Source organism: Streptomyces sp. NPDC002181 (assembly GCF_042890485.1).
GTDB lineage: Bacteria > Actinomycetota > Actinomycetes > Streptomycetales > Streptomycetaceae > Streptomyces.
In genome coordinates this window covers 34,069-59,089 of record NZ_JBIASC010000016.1, presented here as the reverse complement: position 1 = coordinate 59,089, position 25,021 = coordinate 34,069, and the positions used below count along the sequence as shown (strand labels likewise).

25 protein-coding genes are annotated in these 25,021 nt (G+C 72.8%); 17 read left to right on the top strand and 8 right to left on the bottom strand.

Annotated elements, in window-relative coordinates; genetic code table 11:
- The first annotated feature begins 24 nt into the window (after window positions 1-24).
- The 6 genes from ribH (at window position 25) to ACFYXV_RS30430 (ending at window position 5,146) form a co-directional block, all read left to right on the top strand.
- Window positions 25-510, top strand: a complete 486-nt coding sequence (gene ribH, locus ACFYXV_RS30455; protein ID WP_385471175.1) for a 6,7-dimethyl-8-ribityllumazine synthase — start codon at window positions 25-27, stop codon at window positions 508-510.
- Between the two features lie 35 nt (window positions 511-545).
- Window positions 546-827, top strand: a complete 282-nt coding sequence (locus tag ACFYXV_RS30450) for a phosphoribosyl-ATP diphosphatase (protein ID WP_048475498.1) — start codon at window positions 546-548, stop codon at window positions 825-827.
- A 76-nt stretch (window positions 828-903) separates the two neighbouring features.
- A complete protein-coding gene (gene hisG / locus ACFYXV_RS30445) occupies window positions 904-1,752 on the top strand; it encodes an ATP phosphoribosyltransferase (protein WP_099893832.1) in 849 nt (282 codons plus the stop codon).
- A 73-nt stretch (window positions 1,753-1,825) separates the two neighbouring features.
- Window positions 1,826-2,293: a PH domain-containing protein gene (locus ACFYXV_RS30440; protein ID WP_385471179.1), complete on the top strand. Its 468-nt coding sequence runs from the start codon at window positions 1,826-1,828 to the stop codon at window positions 2,291-2,293.
- Between the two features lie 313 nt (window positions 2,294-2,606).
- On the top strand, window positions 2,607-4,076 hold the full coding sequence (locus ACFYXV_RS30435) for a hemolysin family protein (RefSeq protein WP_389384620.1): 1,470 nt from the start codon (window positions 2,607-2,609) through the stop codon (window positions 4,074-4,076).
- Window positions 4,073-5,146 carry a hemolysin family protein gene (locus tag ACFYXV_RS30430; protein ID WP_385471189.1) on the top strand — a complete coding sequence of 358 codons (1,074 nt, stop codon included), beginning with the start codon at window positions 4,073-4,075 and terminating at the stop codon, window positions 5,144-5,146. The genes ACFYXV_RS30435 and ACFYXV_RS30430 overlap by 4 nt, the downstream gene beginning before the upstream one ends.
- A gap of 70 nt (window positions 5,147-5,216) precedes the next feature.
- On the opposite strand, the gene ACFYXV_RS30425 is transcribed toward ACFYXV_RS30430, so the two are convergent.
- Together ACFYXV_RS30425 and ACFYXV_RS30420 are read right to left on the bottom strand one after the other, a co-directional pair.
- Complete coding sequence (locus ACFYXV_RS30425; RefSeq protein ID WP_385471192.1) at window positions 5,217-7,157, bottom strand: AAA family ATPase; 1,941 nt, start codon at window positions 7,155-7,157, stop codon at window positions 5,217-5,219.
- 378 nt (window positions 7,158-7,535) lie between these two features.
- A complete protein-coding gene (locus ACFYXV_RS30420; RefSeq protein ID WP_389384619.1) occupies window positions 7,536-8,225 on the bottom strand; it encodes a uridine kinase in 690 nt (229 codons plus the stop codon).
- A gap of 134 nt (window positions 8,226-8,359) precedes the next feature.
- Between ACFYXV_RS30420 and ACFYXV_RS30415 the strand changes: the two genes are divergently transcribed.
- The 3 genes from ACFYXV_RS30415 to ACFYXV_RS30405 all read left to right on the top strand — a co-directional run bounded on the left by ACFYXV_RS30415 (window position 8,360) and on the right by ACFYXV_RS30405 (window position 10,564).
- The gene (locus ACFYXV_RS30415; protein ID WP_389384618.1) at window positions 8,360-9,763 is read left to right on the top strand and encodes a peptidase C39 family protein; all 1,404 of its coding nucleotides are present in this window, start codon (window positions 8,360-8,362) and stop codon (window positions 9,761-9,763) included.
- 96 nt (window positions 9,764-9,859) lie between these two features.
- Window positions 9,860-10,282 carry an SPW repeat protein gene (locus ACFYXV_RS30410; protein WP_383347711.1) on the top strand — a complete coding sequence of 141 codons (423 nt, stop codon included), beginning with the start codon at window positions 9,860-9,862 and terminating at the stop codon, window positions 10,280-10,282.
- Window positions 10,283-10,411: 129 nt separating this feature from the next.
- Window positions 10,412-10,564 carry an SCO1431 family membrane protein gene (locus tag ACFYXV_RS30405; protein WP_106977289.1) on the top strand — a complete coding sequence of 51 codons (153 nt, stop codon included), beginning with the start codon at window positions 10,412-10,414 and terminating at the stop codon, window positions 10,562-10,564.
- 35 nt (window positions 10,565-10,599) lie between these two features.
- Here ACFYXV_RS30405 and ACFYXV_RS30400 read toward each other — a convergent pair whose 3' ends face one another.
- Window positions 10,600-11,538, bottom strand: coding sequence for a DUF6114 domain-containing protein (locus ACFYXV_RS30400; RefSeq protein WP_389384617.1), 939 nt, complete (start codon window positions 11,536-11,538; stop codon window positions 10,600-10,602).
- Complete coding sequence (locus ACFYXV_RS30395) at window positions 11,529-12,191, bottom strand: DUF6230 family protein (protein WP_389384616.1); 663 nt, start codon at window positions 12,189-12,191, stop codon at window positions 11,529-11,531. The genes ACFYXV_RS30400 and ACFYXV_RS30395 overlap by 10 nt, the downstream gene beginning before the upstream one ends.
- A gap of 99 nt (window positions 12,192-12,290) precedes the next feature.
- Between ACFYXV_RS30395 and ACFYXV_RS30390 the strand changes: the two genes are divergently transcribed.
- Window positions 12,291-13,025: a TetR/AcrR family transcriptional regulator gene (locus ACFYXV_RS30390; protein WP_385471208.1), complete on the top strand. Its 735-nt coding sequence runs from the start codon at window positions 12,291-12,293 to the stop codon at window positions 13,023-13,025.
- Window positions 13,026-13,174: 149 nt separating this feature from the next.
- Window positions 13,175-14,347, top strand: a complete 1,173-nt coding sequence (locus tag ACFYXV_RS30385) for an acyl-CoA dehydrogenase family protein (protein ID WP_383497031.1) — start codon at window positions 13,175-13,177, stop codon at window positions 14,345-14,347.
- A gap of 87 nt (window positions 14,348-14,434) precedes the next feature.
- On the opposite strand, the gene ACFYXV_RS30380 is transcribed toward ACFYXV_RS30385, so the two are convergent.
- Window positions 14,435-15,250: a phytanoyl-CoA dioxygenase family protein gene (locus ACFYXV_RS30380; protein ID WP_385471211.1), complete on the bottom strand. Its 816-nt coding sequence runs from the start codon at window positions 15,248-15,250 to the stop codon at window positions 14,435-14,437.
- A 705-nt stretch (window positions 15,251-15,955) separates the two neighbouring features.
- Between ACFYXV_RS30380 and ACFYXV_RS30375 the strand changes: the two genes are divergently transcribed.
- Together ACFYXV_RS30375 and ACFYXV_RS30370 are read left to right on the top strand one after the other, a co-directional pair.
- The gene (locus tag ACFYXV_RS30375) at window positions 15,956-17,029 is read left to right on the top strand and encodes a hypothetical protein (RefSeq protein ID WP_389384647.1); all 1,074 of its coding nucleotides are present in this window, start codon (window positions 15,956-15,958) and stop codon (window positions 17,027-17,029) included.
- 80 nt (window positions 17,030-17,109) lie between these two features.
- Complete coding sequence (locus tag ACFYXV_RS30370) at window positions 17,110-18,210, top strand: phosphotransferase family protein (protein ID WP_389384615.1); 1,101 nt, start codon at window positions 17,110-17,112, stop codon at window positions 18,208-18,210.
- Window positions 18,211-18,237: 27 nt separating this feature from the next.
- On the opposite strand, the gene ACFYXV_RS30365 is transcribed toward ACFYXV_RS30370, so the two are convergent.
- Entirely contained in the window at window positions 18,238-18,684 is a 447-nt protein-coding gene (locus ACFYXV_RS30365; RefSeq protein ID WP_385471216.1) for a hypothetical protein, read from the bottom strand.
- A gap of 217 nt (window positions 18,685-18,901) precedes the next feature.
- On the opposite strand from ACFYXV_RS30365, the gene ACFYXV_RS30360 reads away from it, so the two are divergent.
- The 4 genes from ACFYXV_RS30360 (at window position 18,902) to fxsA (ending at window position 22,825) form a co-directional block, all read left to right on the top strand.
- Complete coding sequence (locus tag ACFYXV_RS30360) at window positions 18,902-19,342, top strand: Lrp/AsnC family transcriptional regulator (RefSeq protein ID WP_030011705.1); 441 nt, start codon at window positions 18,902-18,904, stop codon at window positions 19,340-19,342.
- Between the two features lie 67 nt (window positions 19,343-19,409).
- A complete protein-coding gene (locus ACFYXV_RS30355; protein WP_385471219.1) occupies window positions 19,410-21,044 on the top strand; it encodes an amidohydrolase in 1,635 nt (544 codons plus the stop codon).
- Window positions 21,045-21,370: 326 nt separating this feature from the next.
- Window positions 21,371-22,171 (top strand): polyprenol monophosphomannose synthase, encoded by an 801-nt coding sequence (locus ACFYXV_RS30350; RefSeq protein ID WP_389384614.1) that lies wholly within the window; start codon window positions 21,371-21,373, stop codon window positions 22,169-22,171.
- A 60-nt stretch (window positions 22,172-22,231) separates the two neighbouring features.
- Entirely contained in the window at window positions 22,232-22,825 is a 594-nt protein-coding gene (fxsA, locus tag ACFYXV_RS30345) for an FxsA family membrane protein (RefSeq protein ID WP_389384613.1), read from the top strand.
- An 81-nt stretch (window positions 22,826-22,906) separates the two neighbouring features.
- Here fxsA and ACFYXV_RS30340 read toward each other — a convergent pair whose 3' ends face one another.
- Window positions 22,907-23,281, bottom strand: a complete 375-nt coding sequence (locus ACFYXV_RS30340) for an RNA polymerase-binding protein RbpA (protein WP_007262928.1) — start codon at window positions 23,279-23,281, stop codon at window positions 22,907-22,909.
- Between the two features lie 334 nt (window positions 23,282-23,615).
- Complete coding sequence (locus ACFYXV_RS30335; RefSeq protein WP_389384612.1) at window positions 23,616-24,992, bottom strand: MFS transporter; 1,377 nt, start codon at window positions 24,990-24,992, stop codon at window positions 23,616-23,618.
- Between the last annotated feature and the right edge of the window lie 29 nt (window positions 24,993-25,021).

Here is a 25,021-nt window from a genome sequence, read left to right as displayed (position 1 = left end):
CACGAAGAACCGAGGAGCACAGCTGTGAGCGGCAAGGGCGCACCCGAACTGACTGTCAGGAACTGCGGAGACCTCCGTGTCGCCGTCATCGCGGCCCAGTGGCACGAGAAGGTCATGGACGGGCTCGTAGACGGCGCGCTGCGCGCCCTGCACGAACTGGGCATCGACGAGCCCACCCTGCTCCGCGTCCCGGGCTGCTTCGAGCTCCCGGTCGTGGCGAAGGTACTGGCCGGTCGCGGTTACGATGCCATCGTCGCCCTCGGAGTCGTCATCCGCGGCGGCACCCCGCACTTCGAATACGTCTGCCAGGGCGTCACCCAAGGCCTGGTGCAGGTGTCGATCGACACCGGAGTCCCCGTCGGCTTCGGCGTACTGACCTGCGACAACGACGAGCAGGCGCTGGACCGCGCCGGGCTTGAGGGGTCGAACGAGGACAAGGGACACGAAGCGGTCATCGCCGCCGTCTCCACCGCTGCGACCCTGCGGTCCGTCAGCGAACCCTGGCGCTGAGTGGCGGCGGGCGACCCCGTATTCTGAGGACCATCATGGCGAACACACCCTCCAAGAGCTTCGAAGAGCTCTTCAGCGAGCTCCAGCTCAAGGCCGCCAACGGCGACCCCAGCACCTCCCGGACCGCCGAGCTCGTCGGCAAGGGCGTCCATGCGATCGGCAAGAAGATCGTCGAGGAGGCCGCCGAGGTCTGGATGGCCGCCGAGCACGAGGGCAAGGAAGCCGCCGCCGAGGAGATCTCCCAGCTGCTGTACCACGTCCAGGTGATGATGGTCGCGCGCGGGATCTCCCTCGACGACGTCTACGCGCACCTCTAGGCCGGAGCTCCTCACCCCGGGCCCCCGCCCGCCCCAGCCCGCACGTTTCGCACTCCACGCACTGAAGGAAGCCCCCATGCTGCGCATCGCCGTCCCCAACAAGGGTTCACTCTCCGGAGCGGCGTCGGCGATGCTCCATGAGGCCGGCTACCGCCAGCGCAAGGAGTCCAAGGAGCTCGTGGTCCTCGACCCCGAGAACGGCGTGGAGTTCTTCTACCTCCGCCCCAAGGACATCGCGATCTACGTGGCCTCGGGCAAGCTGGACATCGGCATCACCGGCCGTGACCTGCTGCTGGACTCCGGCGCCAGCGCGGAGGAGATCCTCCCGCTGAACTTCGGCCGCTCCACCTTCCGCTACGCCACCAAGCCCGGCACCGCGAAGGGCCCCGAGGACTTCACCGGGATGACGATCGCGACCTCGTACGAGGGAATCGTCGCCAAGCACCTCGCCGAGCAGGGCATCGACGCCTCCGTCGTGCACCTGGACGGCGCGGTCGAGACCGCCATCCAGCTCGGCGTCGCCCAGATCATCGCGGACGTCGTCGAGACCGGCACCAGCCTGCGCAACGCCGGCCTGGAGGTCATCGGCGAGCCGATCCTCACCTCCGAGGCCGTGGTCATCCGCGGCAACGGCGCCGACGCCGAGAACCCGCAGGCCCAGCAGTTCCTGCGGCGCCTCCAGGGCGTCCTGGTGGCCCGCAGCTACGTGATGATGGACTACGACTGCCGGGCCGAGCACCTGGAGCGGGCCGTCGCCCTCACCCCGGGCCTGGAGTCGCCGACCATCTCCCCGCTGCACAACGAGGGCTGGGTCGCCGTCCGCGCGATGGTCCCGGCCAAGGAGGCACAGCGGATCATGGACGACCTGTACGAGCTCGGCGCGCGCGCGATCCTCACCACCTCGATCCACGCCTGCCGCCTCTGACCCGGCCCGGCCGTCCGTACGGCCGGCCTTCCCCGCGATCCGCACACTCCCTCCCGAAGGCATCTCCCGCATCATGGCCGAGTCCGCCGCCCAGCCCGCACCGCCGCCCGCCCTGCCGGTCACCTTCCGGCCGACCCGCACCCGGGCGGTCCTGCTGGGCGTCGGGCTCGCCATGTTCGCCACCATCACGGCGATCGCCCTGCTGCTGGAGAACCTCGGCCCGGGGGAGCGGCTCAGCTTCATCTTCACCGCCGTCCTGCTGTCGTCCGTGCTCGTCCTGCTCAGCCGCCCCAAGGTGGTCGCGGACGAGGCGGGCGTCACCGTCGTGAACCTGACCAGCACCCGCCGTCTGGAGTGGGCGCAGATCCTGCGCGTCAACCTCCGCCCCGGCGACCCGTGGGTGTTCCTGGACCTCAGCGACGGTACGAGCCTGCCCGCCCTCGGCATCCAGCCGGGCGTGGCCAGGCAGCAGGCCATCGGCGACGCCCGCGCGCTGCGCGCGCTCGCCGACGCCCGGGGAACCGGGCCGCACCACCACTGATTCCGCCGCGCGGACGTCCCCTCGCGGACCCCGGACGGCGGACGCTCGAAAACCCGGCGAACAGCCGTGGAACAGGCCTCGAACGGGCCTTGAGCGGCTCTCGTGCGAAGCACCGGAGCCACGGTCGGCCGCTGCGTCCCATTGCGGCGGCGATCTCAGTGACTACCCTGGTGGCGGGGCGCACCCGTGCGCCCTCCCACCGGCCCCGGGACCCCGAGGCCCGCGGGCACCTGCGACTTGAGGAGTGACTCCCTCCAGCAATGGACGGATCGTCCGGTAGTACCCGCGCCGCCCTCCCCACGGAGGCGGCGGCATGACCATCCCGCTACTTCTGCTCGTGGCGGCATTCGCCCTGATCCTCGCCAACGGCTTCTTCGTGGCGGCCGAGTTCGGCCTCGTCACCGTGGAACGTCCCGAGGCCGAACGCGCCGCGGCCGACGGCGACCGCCGTGCCCGCACGGTGGTCGAAGCCCTGCGGGAGCTGTCCTTCCAGCTCTCCGGCACCCAGCTCGGCATCACCATCACCTCCCTCGTGGTCGGCATGCTCGCCGAACCGGCCCTCGCCGGACTGCTGGCCGGGCCGCTCGCGGCCACCGGCCTGCCCGCGGGAGCCGTCTCCGGCATCGCCGTCTTCATCGGCATGCTGCTCGCCTCCGCCGTCCAGATGGTCGTCGGCGAGCTCGTCCCGAAGAACTGGGCCGTCTCGCGGCCGCTGCAGGTGGCCCGGTTCGTGGCCGGCCCGCAGCAGGTCTTCTCCCGGGCCTTCCGGCCGGTCATCGCGGCCCTCAACGCCGTCGCCAACCGGCTCGTACGGATGCTCGGCGTGGAGCCGGCCGAGGAGATGGCCTCCGCCCGCACCCCCGGCGAACTGGTCTCCCTGGTCCGTCATTCGGCCCAGGCCGGCGCCCTCGAACAGGACACCGCCGACCTCTTCGTACGGACCCTCTCGCTGGGCGAGCTCACGGCCCAGCACGTCATGACCCCCCGGGTGAAGGTCAGCGCCCTCCAGCACACGGCCACCGCGGCCGACGTGCTGAACCTGACCCGCGCCACCGGGCTGTCCCGCTTCCCGGTCTACCGGGAGCGCATCGACGAGGTCACCGGGGTCGTCCACCTCAAGGACGCCCTCGCCGTGCCCGAGTCCGAGCGCTCCCGCACCACCGTGAGCCGGATCTGCGTCGCCCCGCTGCTGGTGCCCGGCTCCCTGCCGGTGCAGCCGCTGCTGGAGCGGCTGCGCAGCGAGCAGCCGATGGCCGTCGTCGTCGACGAGTACGGCGGCACCGCCGGGGTGGTCACCCTGGAGGACATCGTCGAGGAGCTCGTCGGAGAGGTCCGCGACGAGCACGACCTCGCCGAGGACGAGAGCCCCGAACTGGCCGCCGTGCCCGCCGAGGACGGCCGGCCCTCCTGGGAGGCCGACGGCAGCTGCCGGGTGCAGACCCTGCGCCGGATAGGCCTGGAGGTGCCCGAAGGCCCGTACGAGACCGTCGCCGGCCTCGTCGCGGACCTGCTGGGGCGGATCCCCGCCCCCGGGGACCGGGCCGAACTGCCCGGCTGGAAGCTGTCCGTCCGCCAGGTCGGCCGCAACCGTGCCGAACGCGTCCGGCTGGTCCGGCTGGGCACCGTCCCCGCCGCCGCCCACGGGACCGGCCCCGAGGCCGCCCGCGCGACCGTACGGATCGACGCAGGCGGTCGCGTGGCCGGGCCCGGCCGGCAGGCCTCCCCCGACGCGAGGTCGCCGCAGCCGGCCCCGTCGGCCCAGCTGGAAGGCGCCGCCCGATGAACGCCCTCCAACTGCTCTTCGCCCTGCTCCTGGTACTGGCCAATGGTTTCTTCGTCGGCGCCGAGTTCGCGCTCGTCTCCGTACGGCGCAGCCAGATCGAGCCGCTCGCCAAGGAGTCCAAGCGGGCCCGTCAGGTGCTGTACGGGCTGGAGAACCTGCCGCGGATGATGGCGGCGGCCCAGTTCGGCATCACCATCTGCTCCCTGACCCTCGGCGCGGTCGCCGAGCCGACGGTGGCCCGCCTGCTGGAGCCGCTCTTCCACGCGGCGCACGTCCCGCAGGGCATGATCCACCCGCTGGGCTACGCGGTGGCGCTCGCCGCCGTGGTCTTCCTCCACCTGGTCATCGGCGAGATGGTGCCCAAGAACCTCGCCATGGCCGCGCCCGAGAGGACCTCCCTCTGGTTCAGCCCGGGGCTGGTGGCCTTCGCCCGGCTGTGCGGCCCCGTCACCAGCGCGCTGGGCTCCTGCGCGCACCTGGTGCTGCGCCTGTTCAAGGTGGAGCCCAAGGACGAGGTCGAGGCCGTCTACACCAGCGCCCAGCTCGGCCGGCTCGTCGAGGACTCCCGGCAGGCCGGGCTCCTGGAGCCGGGGGAGCAGGAGCGCCTGGAGGACGCCCTGGAGCTGGGCAGCCGCCCGGTCACCGACGTCCTGCTCGCCCGGGACCGGCTGGTCACGGTCGGTCCCTCGGCGACCCCGCGCCAGATCGAGCAGCTGACGGTCCGCACCGGCTACTCCCGCTTCCCGGTCCGCTCCGAGAACGGCGCCTTCATGGGCTACCTGCACGTGAAGGACGTACTGGACCTGGAGGACCGGGAGCGGGCCGTTCCCCAGCGGGTCTGGCGGCGGATGACCACGCTGTCCGCCACCCTCCCGCTGGACGACGCGCTGAGCGTCATGCGCCGGGACGCCACCCATCTGGCCCAGGTCGCCGACCCGGCCGGGCGGGTGCTGGGCCTGGTGGCCCTGGAGGACGTGCTGGAGATGCTGGTCGGCGAGGTGCGCGATCCCGCGCACCGCGTCCCGGCCCGCCGCCCGGGGCCCCGGCAGACCAGCAGCGCCGGAGTGTGAGCCGCCGCCCCGCGGAACCCCCGCGGGGCGGCGCCGCACCGGCGGGGGCGCGGGCGACGGGACGCCGGCGCTACAGAGGGGGCGGCTCCGGCCGGTCGCGGTCCTGCGGGCCCCGGCCCGACAGGACCTCCCCGTACGCCTGCATCAGGTCCGGCAGCCGCAGCGTCGCCAGGTCGTCGCGGGAGGGCTCGCCGGGGAAGCCCGCCAGCCGCAGGTCCCGGTACGCGCAGCTCTTCTCGTACAGGGTGCGCAGGAAGCGGCCGTTGCCCAGCTCGTCGATCCAGCCCTGCTCCACCACGTGCCCGCTGATGCTGCGCAGCTCGTCCAGGGCCTCCTCGTCCCAGCAGTCTCCGTTCGAATCCGCCAGCACCCCGCCGATGGCGGTCAGTTCCGGCGGCCGGTAGCTGGGGAAGTCGACCCGGGTCGTGAACCGTGAGGACAGCCCCGGATTGGCGGCCAGTAAGCGGTCCATCCCGGCCGGATAGCCGGCCAGGATGACCACCAGGTGGTCCCGGTTGTCCTCCGCGCGTTTCAGCAGCACCTGGAGGGCCTCGTCCCCGTACGCGTCACCCTTGCTGTACCCCGTGTTGGAGAGGCTGTAGGCCTCGTCCACGAAGAGCACCCCGCCGATCGCGGAATCGATCAGCTCGTTCGCCTTGACGGCGGTCTGCCCGAGGAACTCGCCCACCAGGTCCGCCCGCTGGGCCTCCACCAGGTGGTCCCCGCCCAGCAGCCCGAGGGCGTAGAACACCCGGCCCAGGATCCGCGCCACCGTGGTCTTGCCCGTGCCCGACGGACCGGAGAAGACGAAGTGCCGCTTCGGAGGCTGCACCGGAAGGCCCTGCCCGGCCCGGAGCCGGGCCATGTGCAGCTGTGCGGAGAGGGCCTTCACCTGCCGTTTCACCGGCTCCAGGCCCACCATCCGCTCCAGCTCCGCGAGTGCCGCGGCCAGCAGCGCCGGATCGGCCGGCCCGGCCGGCAGTCCGCCGGGGGCCGTCTGCGGCGGGACCGCCACCTTGCGGCGCACGCCCTCCACCCGGCCCGTGCCCGGTGCCCCGAACCGGGGATCCGGATCCGGTGCCATCAGCGGGTCCGGCTCCGCCTGCCCGTCCGCCGCGATGTCCTGGACGGGGCCGCCGCCGAGGGCCACCGCCGCGAAGTCCCCGCCGACGGGGGACAGATCGTGGCCGGCGTACCCCTCGTAGCCGGACGCGGCGTATCCGGCGTATCCGTCGGCCCCGTCGACGTAGTCGCTGTCCTCGATCGCCGTCAGCCGTGCCGCGGTGTCCATGAAAGCCGGGTCCACCCGGTGCACCGCCCGGTACAGCGGCAGGGCAGCCGCGCTGCGCCCGGTGCCCTCGTGCGCCCGCGCCAGCCAGTACCGCAGCTCCTTGCGCTGCGGCTGCTCGCTGCGACAGCGCATCAGTGCCGCCGAGAGCATCGGCTCGGCCTGCCCGTACATCTCCAGGCGGACCCGGGCCATCCCGCCGAACAGGCCCGCCTCGATCCCCAGCAGCGGATCGTCCACCAGCGGCTCGGTGTGCCGCACCAGCTGCTCCCAGTCCTTGACCAGGTAGGCCCGGCAGGCGTGCAGGAACCGCACCTGCGCATCGGCGTCCACCGGCGGCAGGGCCGCCAGCGCCTGGTCCAGCTCGGGGACGTGCCGGCCGTCCAGCCAGTGCGAGGCGTGGGCCAGCAGCAGGTCCCGGCGGCTCTCCAGCACCGGCTGCACCCACCAGCCCAGCCAGTACCAGGAGTTCAGCGTCCGCCGGTGGCGGGCCCGCTGCTCGCCGAAGCGGTCGCGGTGGGCGTACATGCGCAACAAGGCGTTCGTGGTGTCCACCCGGAGCGCGTGCAGGCCCAGCCATGCGTCGGCCATCGAGGGATCCAGTCGTACGGCCGCCCGGAACTCCTCCTCGGCCTGCGGATAGGCGCCCATGGTGCAGGCGTCCACCCCGCGCAGCCAGGCGAGTTCGGCCGGGGCGTGCGTGCCCGGCGTGCCGAAATCCATCACATCCCCCACAAGCCTGCCCCCGTGGTGCGCAGCAACCCCCGCGTCGCGCCCGCGAGTTGTCCACTGCGCCGATGAAATCAGGGGTGCATCGTACCTGCGGCCAAGCACCATACGTAGGGTGCGGCGGGCATCGGTCGGAGGCGCACCAGGGCCGCGCAAGGTGACTCAGGGTGAAGATTTCGGGGAGACCGGGCCCGCTCGGCGCCGGTGGAAAACCGGCCCGGGGCAGAACGAAGCCCCCGATCACGGGGGAACAATCGGGGGCTTCGCGTCCGCTGCGGCCTGGAAAGACCGCGCATTCAGAACGTAAGGCCGGTGCGGGGCCCAGGTCAAGCACGTCGGTGCGGGCCCGCGCGGGCGGATGCGGCGAGCGGCTCAGGCCCGGGGGAATTCGTCACCTTCCGTGAGCGAAGAGGGTCTTCCGGCGGTCGCATCCGTCCCGGAAGTCCACTCGTATCCCGTACCGCTCTGGCGCACCAAAGTGTCGGCGAAGGGGCGCGAAGGATCATCCGCGAAGTGCGCGAGCTCTGCGCGCTCCCATCCGTCCCAGAAGTCGGAAAGTTCACGCCCGTCCCGATTTCGCCCGCGCCCCCAGGACTGCACGCGCGGGGTCTCCATCCACAGCAGACGCGCCAGATGCGGGCGCAGCGCCCGCCGCCCGGCCCCGACGCCTTCGATCAACAGGAGCGGAACCGGCTCCAGCACCCGCTCGGGGCCGAAGCGGCGCTCCACCCAGTCGTACGGGGCCCAGTGGGCCGGCCGCCCGGCGGCGAGCGGCTCCAGCACCTGCGCGCGCAGCCGCCGCGGCCACTCGAAGAGCTCCTCGTGGGTGGCGACGTCGTCCAGGTGCAGCACCGGAGCCCCGCCCAGCGCCTCGGCGAGCAGCCCGGCGAACGTGCTCTTGCCCGACCCGGCGTGCCCGTCGACGGCGATCAGCCGGACCGGACCCAGTGAGGGGGGCAGGGCGGAGAGCTCGCGCGCGAGCTCTCCGAGCGGCCGGGGCGGTCGGGGCGGCCGGGGCGGCCGGGGCGACGGGGGCGACGGGGGTGATTGCTGAGGCTCCACCCGGCCAGAGTAGGACCCTGGCCTGCGACGGCCCCGCGTCACCCCGACGCGGGGCCGTGGCTTCGCCGCCCGGCGGGCGGGAACTGGAAGGGTGGGGGACCGACCCGCCGCACCGACCCTTGGGGGCCACGCCGATGACCGCACCCACGCCACGCCGCGCCCTGCTGGCCCTCGCCCTCGCCGCGGCCACCGCCGCCGCCGTGCCCGGTGGCCGCGCCTCGGCGGCCGGTGCCCGGGGGGAAGGCGGTCCGCAGGGCGAAGCGGAACCCGCCGGGGGCGCGCCGGGCGAAGCCGCCGCCAGGACGGTCGACAACCGGTTCTGGTACTCGTACGCGCACTGGCGGGCCGGCACGCACCACGGCACCGCCGCCCTCGCCGGTGCCCGCCCCGGCCTGGTGATCGACATCCCGGCCGGCCGCACCGAGTACACCGACCCGCACACCGCGAAGAAGGGCGCCTGGGAGTACGCGGTCTGGACCTCCCCGGTGCACCGCTCCGGCGTGCCCGGCACCGAGGCCATCGCCTCCTGGAACGCCCACACCCCGGCGGGCACCTGGATCCAGGTCGAAATGCGCGCCACGTACGGCAGCGGGGCCGTCGGCCCCTGGTACGTGATGGGCCGCTGGGCCTCCGGCGACGGGGACATCCGCCGCACCTCCGTGGACGGCCAGACCGACGGCAGCACCACCGTGTGGACCGACACGCTAGCCGTCGACGCGCCCGCGAAGGCGAACGGCGTACGGATCGCCGACTGGCAGCTGCGCCTGACCCTCCACCGCAAGCCCGGCGCCTCCCAGAGCCCGACGGTGTGGCTGGCCGGGGCCATGGTCTCCGGCGTCCCGGACCGGTACACCGTCCCCGCCTCCGCCCCCTCGGGCCAGGCCCGCGAACTGAAGGTTCCCCGCTACTCGCAGGAGGTCCACAAGGGCCGCTACCCCCAGTACGACAACGGCGGCGAGGCCTGGTGCAGCCCCACCTCCTCCCAGATGACCATCGAGTACTGGGGCCGCAAGCCGGTCGCCGGGGACCTGGCCTGGGTGGATTCCCGCTACTCCGATCCGCAGGTCTGCCACGCCGCCCGGTCCACCTACGACAGTGCGTACAAGGGCTGCGGCAACTGGTCCTTCAACGCCGCGTACGCCGCCACGTACACGGACCTCGCCGGGGTCGTGACCCGGCTCCGCTCCCTCGCGGAGGTGGAGACCCTGGTCCGCGCCGGCATCCCGGTGATCACCTCGCTGTCCTTCCGTACCGAGGAGCTCACCGGGGCCGGCTACGCGACGGCGGGCCACCTGATGACGGTGGTCGGCTTCACCGCCGCCGGGGAGGTGGTCGCCAACGACCCGAACTCGCCCGACAACACGGCCGTCCGCCGCGTCTACCGGCGCCGGGAGTGGGAAAACGCCTGGCTGCGGACGAAGCGCAAGAATTCCGCCGGAAAGGTGGCGTCCGGCTCCGGAGGCGTCTGCTATCTGTACGCCCCGGCCCGCCCGAGCGCGGTCCAGATCGCGGCCCTGCGGGCCGTGGGGGTGCTGTGACCGAAATGCCGTAAATTCTCGTTGACCGCAGGCGTAGATAAGCGGAACATAAGGTCGTAAAGGGCACATAAAGGCTTCTACAGGAGGCGGCCCGCCATGACCACCCACAGCATCGAACACCACCCCGACCTCGCCGAGATGCGCTCCCGGTTCGAGCGGGTCACCAGCACCCCCGCCGCGCAGGCCGTGGAGGCACTGGCCCTCATCACGGGCCTGTACCTGGCGGCCTCGCCCTGGATCGCCGGGTTCAGCGGACTCGGCTCGCTGGCGGTCAACAACCTGATCGCCGGCGTGGCGTACTGCCTGTGCATGAGCGGACTCGGCTCCGCTTACGAGCGCACCCACGCGATGGCCTGGACGGCGGTCGCCATCGGAGCCTGGACGATCGTGGCTCCGTGGGTCATCGCCGGTGACGTCAGCACCACCCGCAGCGTGGTCAGCAACGTCATCGCCGGCGGCGTCGCGCTGCTGCTCGCACTCGCCATGGCGGGCATGGCGGGCCGCAACCGCACGACCTGACGCCCGTACGCCCCGGGCCCCGACCGCGAGCCGGCCGGGGCCCGGCGGCGTGCCGGCGGCGCGTGATACGCGCCACGAGTGACGCTCGTCTCTACCGCGAAAGCCGCGAACGCTGTCACATTGGACGGCATGACCGCATACAGCGCATCCCTCACCGCCCGCGCCCGGAACCTCGTCCGGACCGGTGGCCCCAAGGACCACTCCAAGTGGCTTGAGCACGTGCTCGGCTGGACGCTGGTGGTCGTGGTCGCCATGTTCGTCACGCAGGTCGGCTGGCTCTGACCCGCAGGCCCGCACGCCCTGCGGGGTCCGCGCGCCTACGAGGCCTCCAGCCGCAGGCCGTCCGTGACGATCAGGTCCGAGGTGACCAGCGCCTGCTCCGCGCTGACCCGGGTCATGAAGACGAACGGCGGGATCACCGGGGGAGCGGGCAGTCCGTCCGGGCTGAAGGTGACGCACAGCAGCCCCTCGATGCAGCCGCTGAACTTCGTCAGGTACAAGGTCACGTTGCCCCGTAGCTCCAGGGAGCGGGCGGCCAGCCCGTACTCCTCGCGGCCGTCGCGGGTGCGCAGCCGGTAGTCGTCCAGCGAGGCCGCGCGCATCTTCAGCACCAGCACCCTCAGCGGCCCGTCGGCCGTCGCGACCTCGGTGACCCCCGCGAAGGCGAAGCCCTCCGGGGCGAAGAGCGAGGTGGTGACCGTCGGGGGAGTCCGGGGCGCCGTCGGCGGCCCCTGAGGAGCGGCCGCAGCCCTGGCGGGCGGGGCCCCCGTCGCCAGCGCGGCCGCCAGCAGCACCGGCAGTACGGCGGCGAGCGCCCCCGGGCCGGTCCCGCCCGGCCGGTGTCCGTACGGGCCCTCCCCGCCCGCGGCCGCGTCCGGGAGCGGCGTCCATCCGAAGGCCAGCGCGCTCCCGGTGATCCCGAGCAGCATGCCGACCAGGAACCCGCCCAGGTTGGTGGCCAGGAACGACAGCACCGACAGCAGCAGGGCGTGGACGGAGACGTACGCCCGCGCCTGCGGCAGGAACCACAGGAACAGGCCCGCCACGATCAGGGCGGCGCCGATCCCGATCGCCGCGATCCCGCCGGGTCCCAGGCTCACCAGCACGGTCAGCGGGGACAGCGGGACCAGGAGCAGCTCGGCCCCGCCCAGGACGACCAGCAGCCCGCCCCAGAACGGCCGGGTCCGTCGCCAGGCGCGCAGCCGCTGCCGCCGGCGTGGGAAGGGAAGCCGCGGCCGGGTGCGGCTCAGAAGCACTTCTTGCCGTCCAGGCCCACGCTCACCCGCATGCCCTTGAGGCGGAAGTTCCCGCCGGTCGCGGACCAGGCGTGCGACCTCACCCCGACGACCTCGATGTCCCCGGCCTGGAGCCCGAACTTCCCCGGTTCCCCCTTGACCCCGTCCACCCGGTCGAGGGTCGAGGCGTCCCGGCCGATCTGAGCCGTGCCGAAGGTCGCGTCCCCGTCGAGGTCCTCGCCGTCGATGACGAGGTGGGTGGCCGTGACCTCTCCGGCCGGACCGCCCGCCGTCAGTTTGAAGACCACCGCGCCCAGCGGGGTCTGCACCTCGGCGGCCTGGCAGATGTCGGTGAGCGTGGCCTCGCCGATGCCAAGCAGCGCGACCGGATGCCCCTTGCCGTCGACGGAGCGGTCCGTCTGCACGTACGAGGCGAGGCCCTTGCTGCTCAGCTTCGACGAGGAGACCTGGAAGGCGGTCCCGGAGACGGCGAACGACGCGGCGAGCGCGCCCTGCGCCATGACCGCGGCCATCGCCCCGACGGCGAGGACCGCCGGCACCGCGACGGCGGCCGACTTCCGCCCGCGCACCCGGCCTTCGCGCCTGCGGGCCGTGTCGGGGGGCGTCTCGGGGGGTGTCTCGTCACCGCTGTCCGCGCCGCTGTTCTTGCTCATGGAAGTGCCTCCCGTACGTCGTCCGTGCGCAGGGGGAGTGCATGAGACAGGTCTGCCATACTGCGGGCATCCTGTGGCAGTTCGAGGCTAGGGCCGAATTTGAATATTAGTCAACAGCGGGGCGCGAGTGGGCGTTCGCAGGTTCGCAGGGCCGAACTCATAGCGACCGGGCGCAAGTTGTTCGCCGACACCTCGTACGACGCGCTCTCCATGGACGACATCGCCAAACAGGCCGGCGTCGCCAAGGGGCTGATCTACTACTACTTCAAGAGCAAGCGCGGCTACTACCTCGCCATCGTCGAGGACTCGGTGGCCGAGCTCGTCGCCCGCGCCGCCGGGGAGCCGGACCTGCCCAAGGTCGAGCGGGTGCGCCGCACCATCGACGGCTACCTCCACTACGCCGAGCACCACCAGGCCGCCTACCGCACGATCGTCACCGGGGGAGTGGGCTCCGACGCCGAGGTGCTCGCGATCCGCGACGCGGTGCGCGAGGAGCTGGTGGCCACCATCGCCGAGGGTGCTTACGGGAGCCGCGCCGTCCCGCCGCTCGCCCGGCTCGCGCTGGTGGGCTGGCTGTCCGGGGTGGAGGGGACCACGCTGGAGTGGATCGGTGCCCGGGCCGCGGACGCCGAGGCCGGAGCGGGGGCGGACGACGATGCGGAATCCGCCGCTCGACAGCCCGGCCGGGACCGGCTCGGCGCCCTCCTCGTCCGCCAGCTGCGTGCCACACTGACCGTGATCGGGGAGTTCGTCCCCGAGTGTCCGCCCCCACCGCTGCCCGAAGACGCGTTCGAGATAACGGGTGATCTTGCCCCAGTGACGGGACGACCCTGATCGGGCATACTCAAGCCGCCCGCAGCCACTGATCTGCCGCTTCCGTGATCCGGGAGGGCAGTATCGGCTGTGAGAAGCACCGAGACCCGGCGGCCCGTCCCACACCTCACGTGCCGCCGCCGTGCCCGATGAGGGAGGAGAGCGCCGCCATGACTGACCGCGCCCCGCAGCCGGTGGACCGTCAGCTGCCCACCGAGGAGTCCCGGGATCTCCTCGCGCTCGTACGAGAGATCGCCCAGCGTGAGATCCGCCCCGTGGCCGCCGACGAGGAGGACGCCGGCACGTTCCCGCGCGCGATCTTCACCCTCCTGTCCGAAGCCGGCCTGCTCGGTCTTCCGTACGCCGGCGAGTACGGCGGCGGCGAGCAGCCGTACGAGGTCTACCTCCAGGTCCTGGAGGAGCTCGCGGCGGCCCGCCTGACCGTCGGGCTCGGCGTCAGCGTGCACTCCCTGTCCTGCCACGGGCTGGCCGGGTACGGCACCGAGGAGCAGCAGAAGGCCCACCTGCCCGCCATGCTCGGCGGCGGCCTCCTCGGCGCGTACTGCCTCTCGGAGCCCGCCTCGGGCTCCGACGCGGCCTCGCTGACCACCAAGGCCGTACGGGACGGCGACGACTGGGTCATCAACGGCACCAAGGCCTGGATCACCCACGGCGGGGTCGCCGACTTCTACACGGTCCTGGCCCGCACCGGCGGCGAGGGCCCCAAGGGCATCACCGCCTTCCTGGTGCCCGGCGACGCGCAGGGCCTGACGGCCGCCGTCCCCGAGAAGAAGATGGGCATGAAGGGCTCGCCCACCGCCCAGCTGCACTTCGACGGGGTCCGCGTCCCGGACACCCGCCGCATCGGGGAGGAGGGCCAGGGCTTCACCATCGCGCTCGCCGCCCTGGACGCGGGCCGCCTGGGCATCGCCGCCTGCGCCGTCGGCGTCGCGCAGGCCGCCCTGGACGAGGCCCTCACGTACGCCCTGGACCGCAAGCAGTTCGGTCACCCCATCGCGGACTTCCAGGGCCTGCGCTTCATGCTCGCCGACATGGCGACCAAGATCGAGGCCGGCCGGGCGCTGTACCTGGCGGCGGCGCGGCTGCGCGACGCGGGCAAGCCGTTCTCCCGCCAGGCGGCGATGGCGAAGCTGTTCTGCACGGACGCTGCGATGGCCGTCACCACCGACGCCGTCCAGGTCCTCGGCGGCTACGGCTACACCGCGGACTTCCCGGTGGAGCGCCTGATGCGCGAGGCGAAGGTGCTCCAGATCGTCGAGGGCACCAACCAGATCCAGCGCATGGTCATCGCACGCCACCTGGCGGGTCCCGAGTCGCGCTGACGACCGCACCGCACCGCACCGCACCGCCCCGCACCGGGCCGGTGCGGGGCGGGCCGGGCCGGTGCGGGCCCGGTGCGGACTCCCGCCCTACTCCTCCCCGACGGACAGCGGTTTCGCGTCGTGGTTGACGAAGAGGTCCCGGCGGGCGGTGGGGTGGTCGGCCGGCGGGGCGTTGGACACCGCGTTGTAGCTGATCAGGGCGAGGGTGCGGGTGTGCGGGGAGCGGTTCGGGCCCGAGCTGTGCACCAGGTTGCCGTGGAAGAACACGACCGTGCCGGCCGGGCCGGTGGCCTCGTGGACCCCCCGCGTGCGGGCGAGCTCCTCGGTCGAGGGGTCGGGGAGCGCGTAGGCGTTCCGGCTCGACGTGATCCAGGCCCAGTCGCCCCCGCCCGCCCCGCCGTCGGTGTCCCCCTCGTTCCCGGAGGGCGCCGCCGCGGCCGGCCGGTCGGTGTGCGAGCCCGGGACCAGGCGCAGCGGCCCGTTCTCCTCGGTCACCTCGTCGAGGAACACGGCGGCGGTGAGCGCCGCCGGGCGCCGCATTCCGTCGGCGGCCCGCCAGAAGTCGAAGTCCCGGTGCCACTGCCAGCGGTCGCCGCGCCGGGCCGCCTTCGGATTGACCTTCCACTGGTACACGTACATGTCCTCGCCGAGGAACAGCCGGGCCAGCGCGGTCAGCGGTGACGCCTCGGCCAGCGCCTGCCAGGGACCGCCTCTGCGGTGGAGTCCGTAGACGGCGCGCACGGTCGTGCCGTCCTCCTCGAAGAACCGCTGCGGCCCCTCCTCGGCGAGTACGTCGGGCAGTTCCCCGGTCAGGGGTCCCCAGATCTCGGGCGGGGTCATCGGGGGTACGACGACAAAGCCGTCGCGCCGGAATTCGGCCAGGAGCCGCTTCGGGTCGGTCATGCGCCCAGGGTGCAGCCCGGTGCGGACCCCGGCGAGGCAGCACGGGGAGCGCACCGGGAGTGCGCCGGGTCATGTCCGGCCGCTCCCCGCGAGCCACTTCCCCCGCGCCCTTCCTCCGGACCGCCTCCTACTGGCCGCCGCCGTAGAGCGGACCCGTGGGCCAGATCGGGGAGGTGGCGACCCGGGACCACTCCGGATCGCGGCGGCCCGGCAGGGTGCGTCCGTCGGCGGCCCAGCGGGTCAGCAGCGCATGGTAGATCGGCGGGTCCGGCTGCCGGTGCGGAACCGATTCTTCGTGACGCGGAACCGATTCTTCGTAGCCGGGCGGCGCCGGACGCCGCCGCCTTCCCGTTCTTGTGCCGGGGGTTTCGAGTGTGGTCATACCGGGCCAACGCGCCACCCGACGCGCGGGTAACCGCCCCCGCCCTCCGGGTATCCGTTCGAGGGTGTCCCCGCAGCCGCGCGCCGGGGCGGCCCGGCAGGGGCCGTCGCGCCGGTCGTACGGGGAGCGGTTGCCCCGGCGGGCGACGGCGTTCAGGTGGCCAGACGTGCCGGGGTGTCAGGGAGTGACAGAACTCTGGCCCCGGGCACCGTATCTGACGTACCGTCATATTTGCCCGAGCCCACTGCCCCAGGAGGTTTGCCGTGCCCGCGGACCGACCCGTGCCCCTCGACGAATACCCCGTCCACCAGGCCCCCTTGTCGATGAAGCACCTCGTCACCGGCGACCGCAACGCCTACGACCGCTGCATCTTCCACGTCTTCGACCACGCAGGCCGCGCCGTCCTCATCCTCGGCCTCGGCGTCTACCCCAACGCCGGGGTCATCGACGCCTACGCCACCCTGCGCACCGGCGACGAACTCCTCGCCGTCCGCGCCTCCGACGCCCTCACCGACGACCGCATGAACCTCTCCGTCGGACCGCTGCGGATCACCGTCGACGAACCCCTGAAGCGGATCACCCTGCGGTGCGATCCCGACCCCGCCGACCCCGACGGGCTCTCGTACGACATCGCCTGGAACGCCGAGTTCCCCGCCGTATGGGAGCCGCACCACGTCCAGCGGCGCGGCGACCGCCTCATGCTCGAAGGCCGCCGCTTCGTCCAGGCCGGCCACGTCACCGGCACCATCCGCGCCAGGGGAGAGGAGTACGCCCTCACCCCCGGAGAGTGGACCGGCACCCGCGACCGCAGCTGGGGCGTGCGCCCCATCCCCGGGGAGGACGGCGGCCGCGCCGCCGAGGAGCACCGCCCCGAGGGCTTCCACTGGCTCTGGATACCCGTCCGCTTCGAGGACCGCTTCCTCATGGTCATCGCCCAAGAGGACGCCGACGGCCACCGCACGCTCAGCGAGGCCGTCCAGGTCTTCCCCGAGGGCAGCGGCCGCCACGACGTGCAACTCGGATGGCCCCAGACCGAGATCCGCTACCGCCCCGGCACCCGCCACCCCGAAAGCGCCGTCGTCCACCTCGCCGACCCCGCCCGCAAGCCCCTCGAACTCGGCGTCGAGATCCTGAACTCCTCCCCGCTCGCCGTCGGCGCCGGCTACCCGCCCGCCTCCGACTGGCAGCACGGCAGCTGGCAGGGCCGCGGCTGGACCGACCGCCGCGTCTACGACCTCTCCGACCCCGCCGCCCACCCCATGGCCGCCTTCGGCGTCACCGACCACTCCGCCCGCTTCACCCTCGACGGGCGCACCGGCTTCGGCATCTTCGAGCACGGCAGCTTCGGCCGCCACGACCCCAGCGGCTTCACCGACTACGGCTCGGTCGCCCCGTAACAGCCCCCGCAGCGCCTGCGGCCCCCGCAGACCCCGCAGCGCCCCGCAACAGCACGAGCCAAGAGAAGGAAGGGGAAGTCATGGCAGCACCGGCACCACGCCCGCGCACCTCCACCCGCGAACCCGAGGAACTCGGCCGCCGCCTCGCCGCCTGGCTCGACACCGAGCTCCCCGGCGCCAGGGTCACGGGCGTCGCCGTCCCCGCGTCCAACGGCATGTCCAGCGAGACCCTGCTGTTCGACATAGAGCACCCCGACACACCCGTCCGCGCCTGCGCCCTGCGGCTCGCCGCCGACCCGGCCGCCTACACGGTGTTCCCCACGTACGACATGCCCCGCCAGCACCGCGTGATGAGCCTGGTCGGCGCCCACACCGACCTGCCCGTCCCGCGCGTGCTCTGGCTGGAACAGGACCCCGGGCCCCTCGGTGCGCCGTTCTTCGTCATGGCCCGCGCCGAGGGCCGGGTGCCGCCCGACGTCATGCCCTACACGTACGAGGGGAACTGGCTGCACTCCGCGAGCGACTCCGAACGCGCCGAGCTCCAGGAGGCGAGCATCTCCCTGCTGGCACGGCTGCACGACCAGTTCCCCGCCGAGAAGGCCGAGTTCCTCCTGCCCGGGGGCGCCGGCAGCCCGCTGCGCCGCCACGTCGACGCCCAACGCGCCTACTACGCCTGGGTGGTCGGGGGACTCGCGCCCTCCCCGCTGCTGGAGCGGGCCTTCGAGCGCCTGGAGGAGCTGTGGCCCGCGGACGAGGGGCCCGCCGTCCTCAACTGGGGCGACGCCCGCATCGGCAACGTCGTCTACCGGTCCGACGGATTCGCGCCGGTGGCCGTCCTGGACTGGGAGATGGCGGCGTACGCCCCGCGCGAGGTCGACCTCGGCTGGACCGTCTACCTGCACCGCTTCTTCCAGGACCTGACCGTCGGCTTCGGCCAGAGGGGCCTGCCCGACTTCCTGCGCCGCGCCGACATCGAGCGCCGGTACGCCGAACTCACCGGACACACCCCGCGGGACATGGAGTTCCACACCCTGTACGCCGCCCTGCGGCACGGGATCGTGATGCTGCGCATCGCCTACCGGCAGGCCCACTTCGGGGAGGTCGAGATCCCCGCGGACCCGGACAGCCTGATCCTGCACCACGCCAGCCTCCGGGCGATGGTGCAGGGCACGTACTGGTAGAGGGTCCGGCGCTGCGGCCGGAGACCGTCAGGCGGCCTGCGCGTGCTGCTGTCGCACCTGCGGCAGCAGCGCCGGCGCCGGCATCCGCACGGGACGCGAACCGGGACCGCCGACGTGCGAGAAGGGCTGCGTCCGCCAGTCCAGACCCTGCGGCAGGTCCAGCAGCACGACCTCCAGCTCAGGGGACTCGCCCTGGCCCATGCCCACCGTCGGCAGCGCGTCCGAGGCCGGGCGGCCCGTACCCGCGCACACCGTGAGCCCGAACGGGTTCCACGGGGTCAGGCAGAGCGCGTGCTCCGGCAGGAACTCCTCGTCCGCGACGAGGGCGATCGACTGGCCGCAGTCCGGGCAGATCGCGTGGTGGATCTCGAAGCCGTCGAACCCGTCGGCGTCTTCGAGGTACTCACCGTCCTCGGCGTCGACGAAATCCAGGGGCTCCGGTTCGGTGCGACCGGCGCGCTTGGTGTTCAGCATGGATGTACTCCCCCTTGGGTGGGCCGGGCGGGCAGTTTCCACGGCCTCGGCCACAGCAAGCACTTCCCGCCGCGCGGCACGAGTAACCACAACATCCCGCCGTACGCCTGCATACCCTTGTGGCCTTGGTCACATGCCCGCCGCAGGTGCCACTTGTGGGCGGACAGCACTGGGCCTGGAGCACCCTTGGGCCTTAGGTTGAGCGGCTATGAGCGCAATGGAGGAGCTGGACCGCCAGATCGTGGATCTGCTCGTGCGGGACGGGCGGATGAGCTACACGGATCTGGGCAAGGCCACCGGACTGTCCACGTCGGCGGTCCACCAGCGAGTACGCCGTCTGGAACAGCGCGGAGTGATCCGCGGGTACGCGGCCGTGGTCGACCCCGAAGCCGTCGGCCTGCCCCTGACGGCCTTCATCTCGGTGAAGCCCTTCGACCCGAGCGCGCCGGACGACATCGCCGACCGGCTGGCCGGCGTACCCGAGATCGAGGCCTGCCACAGCGTCGCCGGCGACGAGAACTACATCCTGAAGGTGCGCGTCGCGACCCCGCTGGAGCTGGAAGACCTCCTGGGACGCCTGCGCGCCCTGGCCCACGTCTCGACCCGCACCACGGTGGTCCTCTCCACCCCGTACGAGGCCCGCCCGCCCCGCGTGTGACGCGTCGCGCGCCGCGCCCCCCGGGGGTGCGGTCGAGGAGGGGCGGCGGACCCGCGAAACTGAGGGCATGACAGACCGCACCGCCAGTTCCGCCGATGCCGCCGGAGCCCCCGCATCCGAACGGACCGTCCTCCTGCGCGGGGGCGAGGTACACAGCCCCGCCGACCCCTTCGCCACCGCGATGGTCGTCGAGCGGGGACACGTCGCCTGGGTCGGCTCCGAAGGCGCCGCCGACGCCTTCGCGCAGGGCGTCGACGAGGTCGTCGACCTCGGCGGCGCGCTCGTCACCCCCGCCTTCACCGACGCGCACGTCCACACCACCTCCGCCGGCCTCGCCCTCACCGGGCTCGACCTCACCGGCGCGGCCTCCCTCGCCGAGGCCCTCGGGCTCGTGCGCGCGTACGCCGCCCGCCGCCCCGCCGACCGGGTGCTCCTCGGCCACGGCTGGGACGCCTCCCGCTGGCCCGAGCGCCGCGCACCCCGCCGCGAGGAGCTCGACGAGGCCGCGGGGGGCCGCCCGCTCTACCTCAGCCGCATCGACGTGCACTCCGCCGTGGTCACCACCGCCCTGCTGGACCTCGTCCCGGCCGTCTCCGTCCGCGGCGACGAGCCGCTGACCCGCGAGGACCACCACGCCGTCCGCAGGGCCGCCCTCGCCGCCGTCACCCCCGCCCAGCGCGCCGAGGCCCAGCGGGCCGCCCTCGACCGGGCCGCCTCCCTCGGCATCGGCTCCGTCCACGAGTGCGGCGGCCCCGACATCTCCTCCGCCGAGGACTTCGCCGACCTCCTGAACCTCGCCCGCGAGCGCCCCGGACCCCGCGTCTTCGGCTACTGGGCGGACCGGGACCTCGAACAGGCCAAGGCGCTCGGCGCCATCGGCGCCGCCGGCGACCTCTTCGTGGACGGCGCCCTCGGCTCCCACACCGCCTGCCTGCACGCCCCGTACGCCGACGCCGGACACACCGGCACCGGATACCTCGACGCCGCCGAGGTCGCCGAGCACGTCGCCGCCTGCACCGAGGCGGGCCTGCAGGCCGGCTTCCACGCCATCGGCGACGCCGCCCTCACCGCCGTCGTCGAGGGCGTGCGCGCCGCCGCCGGGAAGGTCGGCCTCGCCCGCGTCCGCGCCGCCCGGCACCGCGTCGAGCACGCCGAGATGATGACCCCGGCCACCATCGCCGCCTTCGCGGACCTCGGCCTCACCGCCTCCGTGCAGCCCGCCTTCGACGCGGCCTGGGGCGGCGAGGAGGGCATGTACGCCGACCGGCTGGGCGCGGAGCGCGCCCGTACGCTCAACCCCTTCGCCGCCCTGCTCAAGGCCGGCGTACCGCTCGCCTTCGGCTCCGACGCCCCGGTGACCCCCTTCGACCCCTGGGGCACCGTCCGGGCGGCGGCCTTCCACCGCACCCCCGAGCACCGGATCTCCGTACGGGCCGCCTTCACGGCCCACACCCGGGGCGGCTGGCGGGCCCTGGGCCGTGACGGCGCGGGCGTGCTGGTGCCCGGCGCCCCGGCCGACTACGCCCTGTGGGAGACCGCCGAACTGGTGGTCCAGGCCCCCGACGACCGGGTCGCCCGCTGGTCCACGGACCCCCGTTCGGGGACCCCCGGGCTGCCCGACCTGACCCCCGGCCGCGATCTGCCCGTGTGCCTCGCGACCGTGGTCGGCGGGCGGGAGGTATTCGTACGGCCACAGGGGTGATCCGGTCGGCCTCGGTTCGGTACCGGCGCTTCGACCCGGATAGGTTCGGCCGGGTCCACCACCGGACGTCCGAACCGGGCGGTTCCGTCTGCTCAGCGCGCCCGCGCCTCGGGGGCGAGGGAAGGTTTCGCCGGGACGGTGGTCCCCCCTGCTCCCCAGGAGCTCGGGGGAGGGTGGTCCCGGCCGGGGCCCGCGGTCCAGTAGACAACGGTCACGGCGACCCGCAGCCAGCGGGAGCCGGACCGGCCCGAAGGACCGCGGTCCCCGGCCACTGTTCTAAAGTCTTCCTCTGAGACAGGACGTACGAGGACACGAAGGCGGACCCAGTGAGCGACGGCGGACAGCGAGGGCAGGGACCGCTCGGCACGGCCTTGGTGATCATTCCGACCTTCAACGAGGCGGAGAACATCGGCCCGATCGTCGGCCGCGTGCGTGCGGCGGTGCCCGAGGCGCACGTCCTCGTCGCCGACGACAACAGCCCCGACGGCACCGGAAAGCTGGCCGACGAGCTGGCGGCCGCCGACGACCACGTGCACGTCCTGCACCGCAAGGGCAAGGAGGGGCTCGGCGCCGCCTACCTCGCGGGCTTCGCCTGGGGCCTGGAACGCGACTACGGCGTGCTCGTCGAGATGGACGCCGACGGCTCCCACCAGCCGGAGGAGCTGCCCCGGCTGCTGACCGCGCTGGCCGGGGCCGATCTCGTCCTGGGCTCGCGCTGGGTCCCTGGCGGCCGGGTGGTCAACTGGCCCAAGAGCCGGGAGTTCCTCTCGCGCGGCGGCTCGGTGTACTCCCGGCTGATGCTGGACGTCCCGATCCGCGATGTGACGGGCGGCTACCGGGCCTTTCGCCGCGAGACGCTGGAGGGGCTGGGCCTGGAGGAGGTCGCCTCCGCGGGCTACTGCTTCCAGGTCGACCTGGCCCGCCGGGCCGTGCGCCAGGGCTTCCGCGTCGTCGAGGTGCCCATCACCTTCGTCGAGCGTGAGTTCGGCGACAGCAAGATGAGCAAGGACATCGTCGTGGAGGCCCTCTGGCGGGTCACCCAGTGGGGACTCAAGGCCCACGCGGCGAAGCTGACCGGCCAGGACAAGCCCAAGGACCCGGGCGCCGGCCCGGCCAAGGCCCCCTAGGGGATGTCCGGTACCTCCGGCTGAGGCCGCTTTTACGCCACCCCAGGCACACTGGATGGTATGACGACCGGCGTTCCCCTTTCGACGGCCCCGCGGCGGCGCTCGCGCGGCCGCACCTTCCTTCCGCTGGCGGTCGCCGCCTGGCTGATCCTGGAGATCTGGCTGCTGAGCCTGGTCGCCGGCGCGGCCGGCGGGCTGACCGTCGCCGCGCTGCTCCTGGGCGGGATCGTGCTCGGTGCCGTGGTCATCAAGCGGGCCGGGCGGCGGGCCTTCAAGAACCTTGCGGACACCTTCCAGCAGGCCCAGCAGGGACAGCAGCCCGCGCCCGAGGCGGCGAAGCGGCAGCGGGGCAGCGGCAACGGCCTCACGATGCTGGCCGGCTTGCTCCTGATGCTGCCGGGCCTGCTGTCCGATGTGGCCGGCCTGCTCCTGCTGCTCCCGCCCGTCCGGGCGTGGACGGGCCGCCGCGTGGCCGGCTCCCTTGAGCGCCAGATGGCCGCGGCCCCGGCGGGCACCTTCGGTGACGCCTTCCAGCAGGCCCGCATCCACTACCCCGACGGCAAGGTCGTCCAGGGCGAGGTCATCCGCGAGGACGGGCAGCAGCCGCAGCAGCCGGGCCCCGACACCGGGTACCGGCCGCCGCTGGCCCCCTGAGCCGCGCAGGGAACAAGCCGAGGGCCCCCGCCACAGTTCGTGGCGGGGGCCCTCGGCTTGTTCTTTACGCGCGTCCGGCTGTCAGGCGGACTTGCGGCTGTCCCGCGGATGCACGGCAATGTTCATGGCGCCGGAACGCAGGACCGCCAGCCTCTCGGCCAGCACTTCCTCCAGTTCCTCGCGGGTGCGCCGCTCCATGAGCATGTCCCAGTGCGTTCGCGCAGGCTTGCCCTTCTTCTCTTCGGGCCCGTCCCCGTCAACCAGGAGTGCCATGGCGCCGCACGCCTTGCACTCCCACTCCGGCGGAATCTCTGCCTCAACCGAGAACGGCATCTCAAATCGATGTCCGTTCTGGCATGCGTACTCCACCGCCTGGCGCGGGGCCAGATCGATGCCGCGGTCCGTCTCGTAGCTGGTAACCACGAGCCGCGTACCGCGGAGAGCTCGCTCACTCATGAATCGTGCCTCCCGGGCTTGTCGCCCACAGGACAGGTGTCGCTGTCGTCGTCATCCGGTCAACGTCCGGTCGGCGGTATAGATTCCCGCTCCGGGTGATGCGTCGCCCGTCGTGCCGCCCCTTGTTGTACCCACCAGTGCCCGTTTTGTCACATCTGGCAGCAGATGTCACCCAACGTCTTCAGTTCTTTAGCGCGCAGTAACGGTCCGGCTGGCAGGCCAAAGGCGTACACTACCGGCCCTTCGCTTCAACGTCGAAATCCGTTCGGAATTCGTATGAAGATCCGGGTCCCGCCCGCCGTCCGGCCTCCTCCGGAGCGCCTCGCGGATCCACTCAGATCCGCTCGGGAACAGGATTCCCCGCCGCCTCCACCGCGCGCCGCACCGGCACTCGCGCCAGCAGCACGAAACCCAGTGCGAAGAAGACCACCAACGAGATGATCGCGTCCCGGTAGCTGCCCGTGACCTGGTACGTCAGGCCGAACACCAGCGGTCCGACCCAGCTCACCCCGCGGTCGCTCATCTCGTACGCGGAGAAGTACTTGGCCTCCTTGCCCGCCGGCACCAGGTGCGAGAAGAGCGAACGCGACAGTGCCTGGCTGCCGCCGAGCACCAGCCCGATCATCGACGCGAGGGCGAAGAACCACACCGGCGCGCCCGCCGGCAGGAAGAACCCCGCGGCCAGCGTCACGGTCCAGGCCACCAGCGATCCGAGGATGGTCTTCTTCGCGCCGAACGACACGGCCAGCCGGCCCATCGCCATCGCGCCCGCCACCGCGAGGATCTGTACCAGCAGCACCGCCGTGATCAGCGTCGAGTCCTCCAGCTCCAGCTCCTGCTTGCCGTACACGGAGGCCTGCGAGATCACGGTCTGGATCCCGTCGTTGTAGACCAGGTACGCCAGCAGGAACGACAGCGTCAGCGGGTGGCGCCGCATGTCCTTCAGCGTGGCGACGAGCTGCTTCCACCCCGACCCGGCGGCCGCGTGGCCGACGCCCGAGCGGACCACCGCCCGGTCCCGCAGCCTGCGCAGCGGGATGATCGTGAACGCGCCCCACCACAGGCCCGCCGAGGCCAGGCAGATGCGCACCGCCGCGTCCTTGGAGACCCCGAAGGAATCGTGCGACTGGAACAGGACCAGGTTCAGGATCAGGACGAACGCACCCGCCGTGTAGCCGAACGCCCAGCCGCGCGAGGAGACGCTGTCCCGCTCCTGCGGCTCCGCGATCTGCGGCAGGTAGGAGTTGTAGAGCACCATCGACACCGACATGGAGGCGTTCGCCACGATCAGCAGGACGCCGCCCAGCAGGTACCGGTCGCCGCCGAGGAAGAACATCGCGGTGGTCGCCGCGGCGCCCGTGTACGCCGCCGCCGCGAGCAGCGGCTTCTTGCGCCCCGTACGGTCCGCGGCCGCTCCCACCAGCGGCATCGCCAGTACCGCGACGATCACCGACACCGAGACGGCGTACGCGAAGAACGAGCCGGACCGGACCGGGATCCCCAGCGGGTGGACGTACCCCTGCGCGTCCTGGGCGGCCTCGGCCATCGCCGTGAGGTACGGGCCGATGAACACCGTCAGCACGGTCGACGAGTACACCGAGCACGCGAAGTCGTAGAAGTACCAGCCGTGCTGTTCGCGCTTGCGGGCCGCCGCGGCGGCTCTGCCGTCCTCCGCGCCCGATTCCGTTTCTTCTGTGGTCTGCGCACTCATGAGTGCCCCCTCGCTGGTCCCCGTACCGC

What these genes read in the sequence shown, in the direction of transcription:
- ACFYXV_RS30355 (WP_385471219.1), top strand. Translation starts at nt 19,410, where the DNA reads ATGACAGACCGCACCGCCAGTTCCGCCGATGCCGCCGGAGCCCCCGCA.
- ACFYXV_RS30395 (WP_389384616.1), bottom strand. Translation starts at nt 12,191, where the DNA reads ATGAGCAAGAACAGCGGCGCGGACAGCGGTGACGAGACACCCCCCGAG.
- ACFYXV_RS30435 (WP_389384620.1), top strand. Translation starts at nt 2,607, where the DNA reads ATGACCATCCCGCTACTTCTGCTCGTGGCGGCATTCGCCCTGATCCTC.
- ACFYXV_RS30375 (WP_389384647.1), top strand. Translation starts at nt 15,956, where the DNA reads ATGAAGCACCTCGTCACCGGCGACCGCAACGCCTACGACCGCTGCATC.
- ACFYXV_RS30370 (WP_389384615.1), top strand. Translation starts at nt 17,110, where the DNA reads ATGGCAGCACCGGCACCACGCCCGCGCACCTCCACCCGCGAACCCGAG.
- ACFYXV_RS30450 (WP_048475498.1), top strand. Translation starts at nt 546, where the DNA reads ATGGCGAACACACCCTCCAAGAGCTTCGAAGAGCTCTTCAGCGAGCTC.
- ACFYXV_RS30365 (WP_385471216.1), bottom strand. Translation starts at nt 18,684, where the DNA reads ATGCTGAACACCAAGCGCGCCGGTCGCACCGAACCGGAGCCCCTGGAT.
- ACFYXV_RS30425 (WP_385471192.1), bottom strand. Translation starts at nt 7,157, where the DNA reads ATGGATTTCGGCACGCCGGGCACGCACGCCCCGGCCGAACTCGCCTGG.
- ACFYXV_RS30340 (WP_007262928.1), bottom strand. Translation starts at nt 23,281, where the DNA reads ATGAGTGAGCGAGCTCTCCGCGGTACGCGGCTCGTGGTTACCAGCTAC.
- hisG (WP_099893832.1), top strand. Translation starts at nt 904, where the DNA reads ATGCTGCGCATCGCCGTCCCCAACAAGGGTTCACTCTCCGGAGCGGCG.
- ACFYXV_RS30385 (WP_383497031.1), top strand. Translation starts at nt 13,175, where the DNA reads ATGACTGACCGCGCCCCGCAGCCGGTGGACCGTCAGCTGCCCACCGAG.
- ACFYXV_RS30405 (WP_106977289.1), top strand. Translation starts at nt 10,412, where the DNA reads ATGACCGCATACAGCGCATCCCTCACCGCCCGCGCCCGGAACCTCGTC.
- ACFYXV_RS30380 (WP_385471211.1), bottom strand. Translation starts at nt 15,250, where the DNA reads ATGACCGACCCGAAGCGGCTCCTGGCCGAATTCCGGCGCGACGGCTTT.
- ACFYXV_RS30360 (WP_030011705.1), top strand. Translation starts at nt 18,902, where the DNA reads ATGGAGGAGCTGGACCGCCAGATCGTGGATCTGCTCGTGCGGGACGGG.
- ACFYXV_RS30415 (WP_389384618.1), top strand. Translation starts at nt 8,360, where the DNA reads ATGACCGCACCCACGCCACGCCGCGCCCTGCTGGCCCTCGCCCTCGCC.
- ACFYXV_RS30410 (WP_383347711.1), top strand. Translation starts at nt 9,860, where the DNA reads ATGACCACCCACAGCATCGAACACCACCCCGACCTCGCCGAGATGCGC.
- ACFYXV_RS30335 (WP_389384612.1), bottom strand. Translation starts at nt 24,992, where the DNA reads ATGAGTGCGCAGACCACAGAAGAAACGGAATCGGGCGCGGAGGACGGC.
- fxsA (WP_389384613.1), top strand. Translation starts at nt 22,232, where the DNA reads ATGACGACCGGCGTTCCCCTTTCGACGGCCCCGCGGCGGCGCTCGCGC.
- ACFYXV_RS30440 (WP_385471179.1), top strand. Translation starts at nt 1,826, where the DNA reads ATGGCCGAGTCCGCCGCCCAGCCCGCACCGCCGCCCGCCCTGCCGGTC.
- ACFYXV_RS30430 (WP_385471189.1), top strand. Translation starts at nt 4,073, where the DNA reads ATGAACGCCCTCCAACTGCTCTTCGCCCTGCTCCTGGTACTGGCCAAT.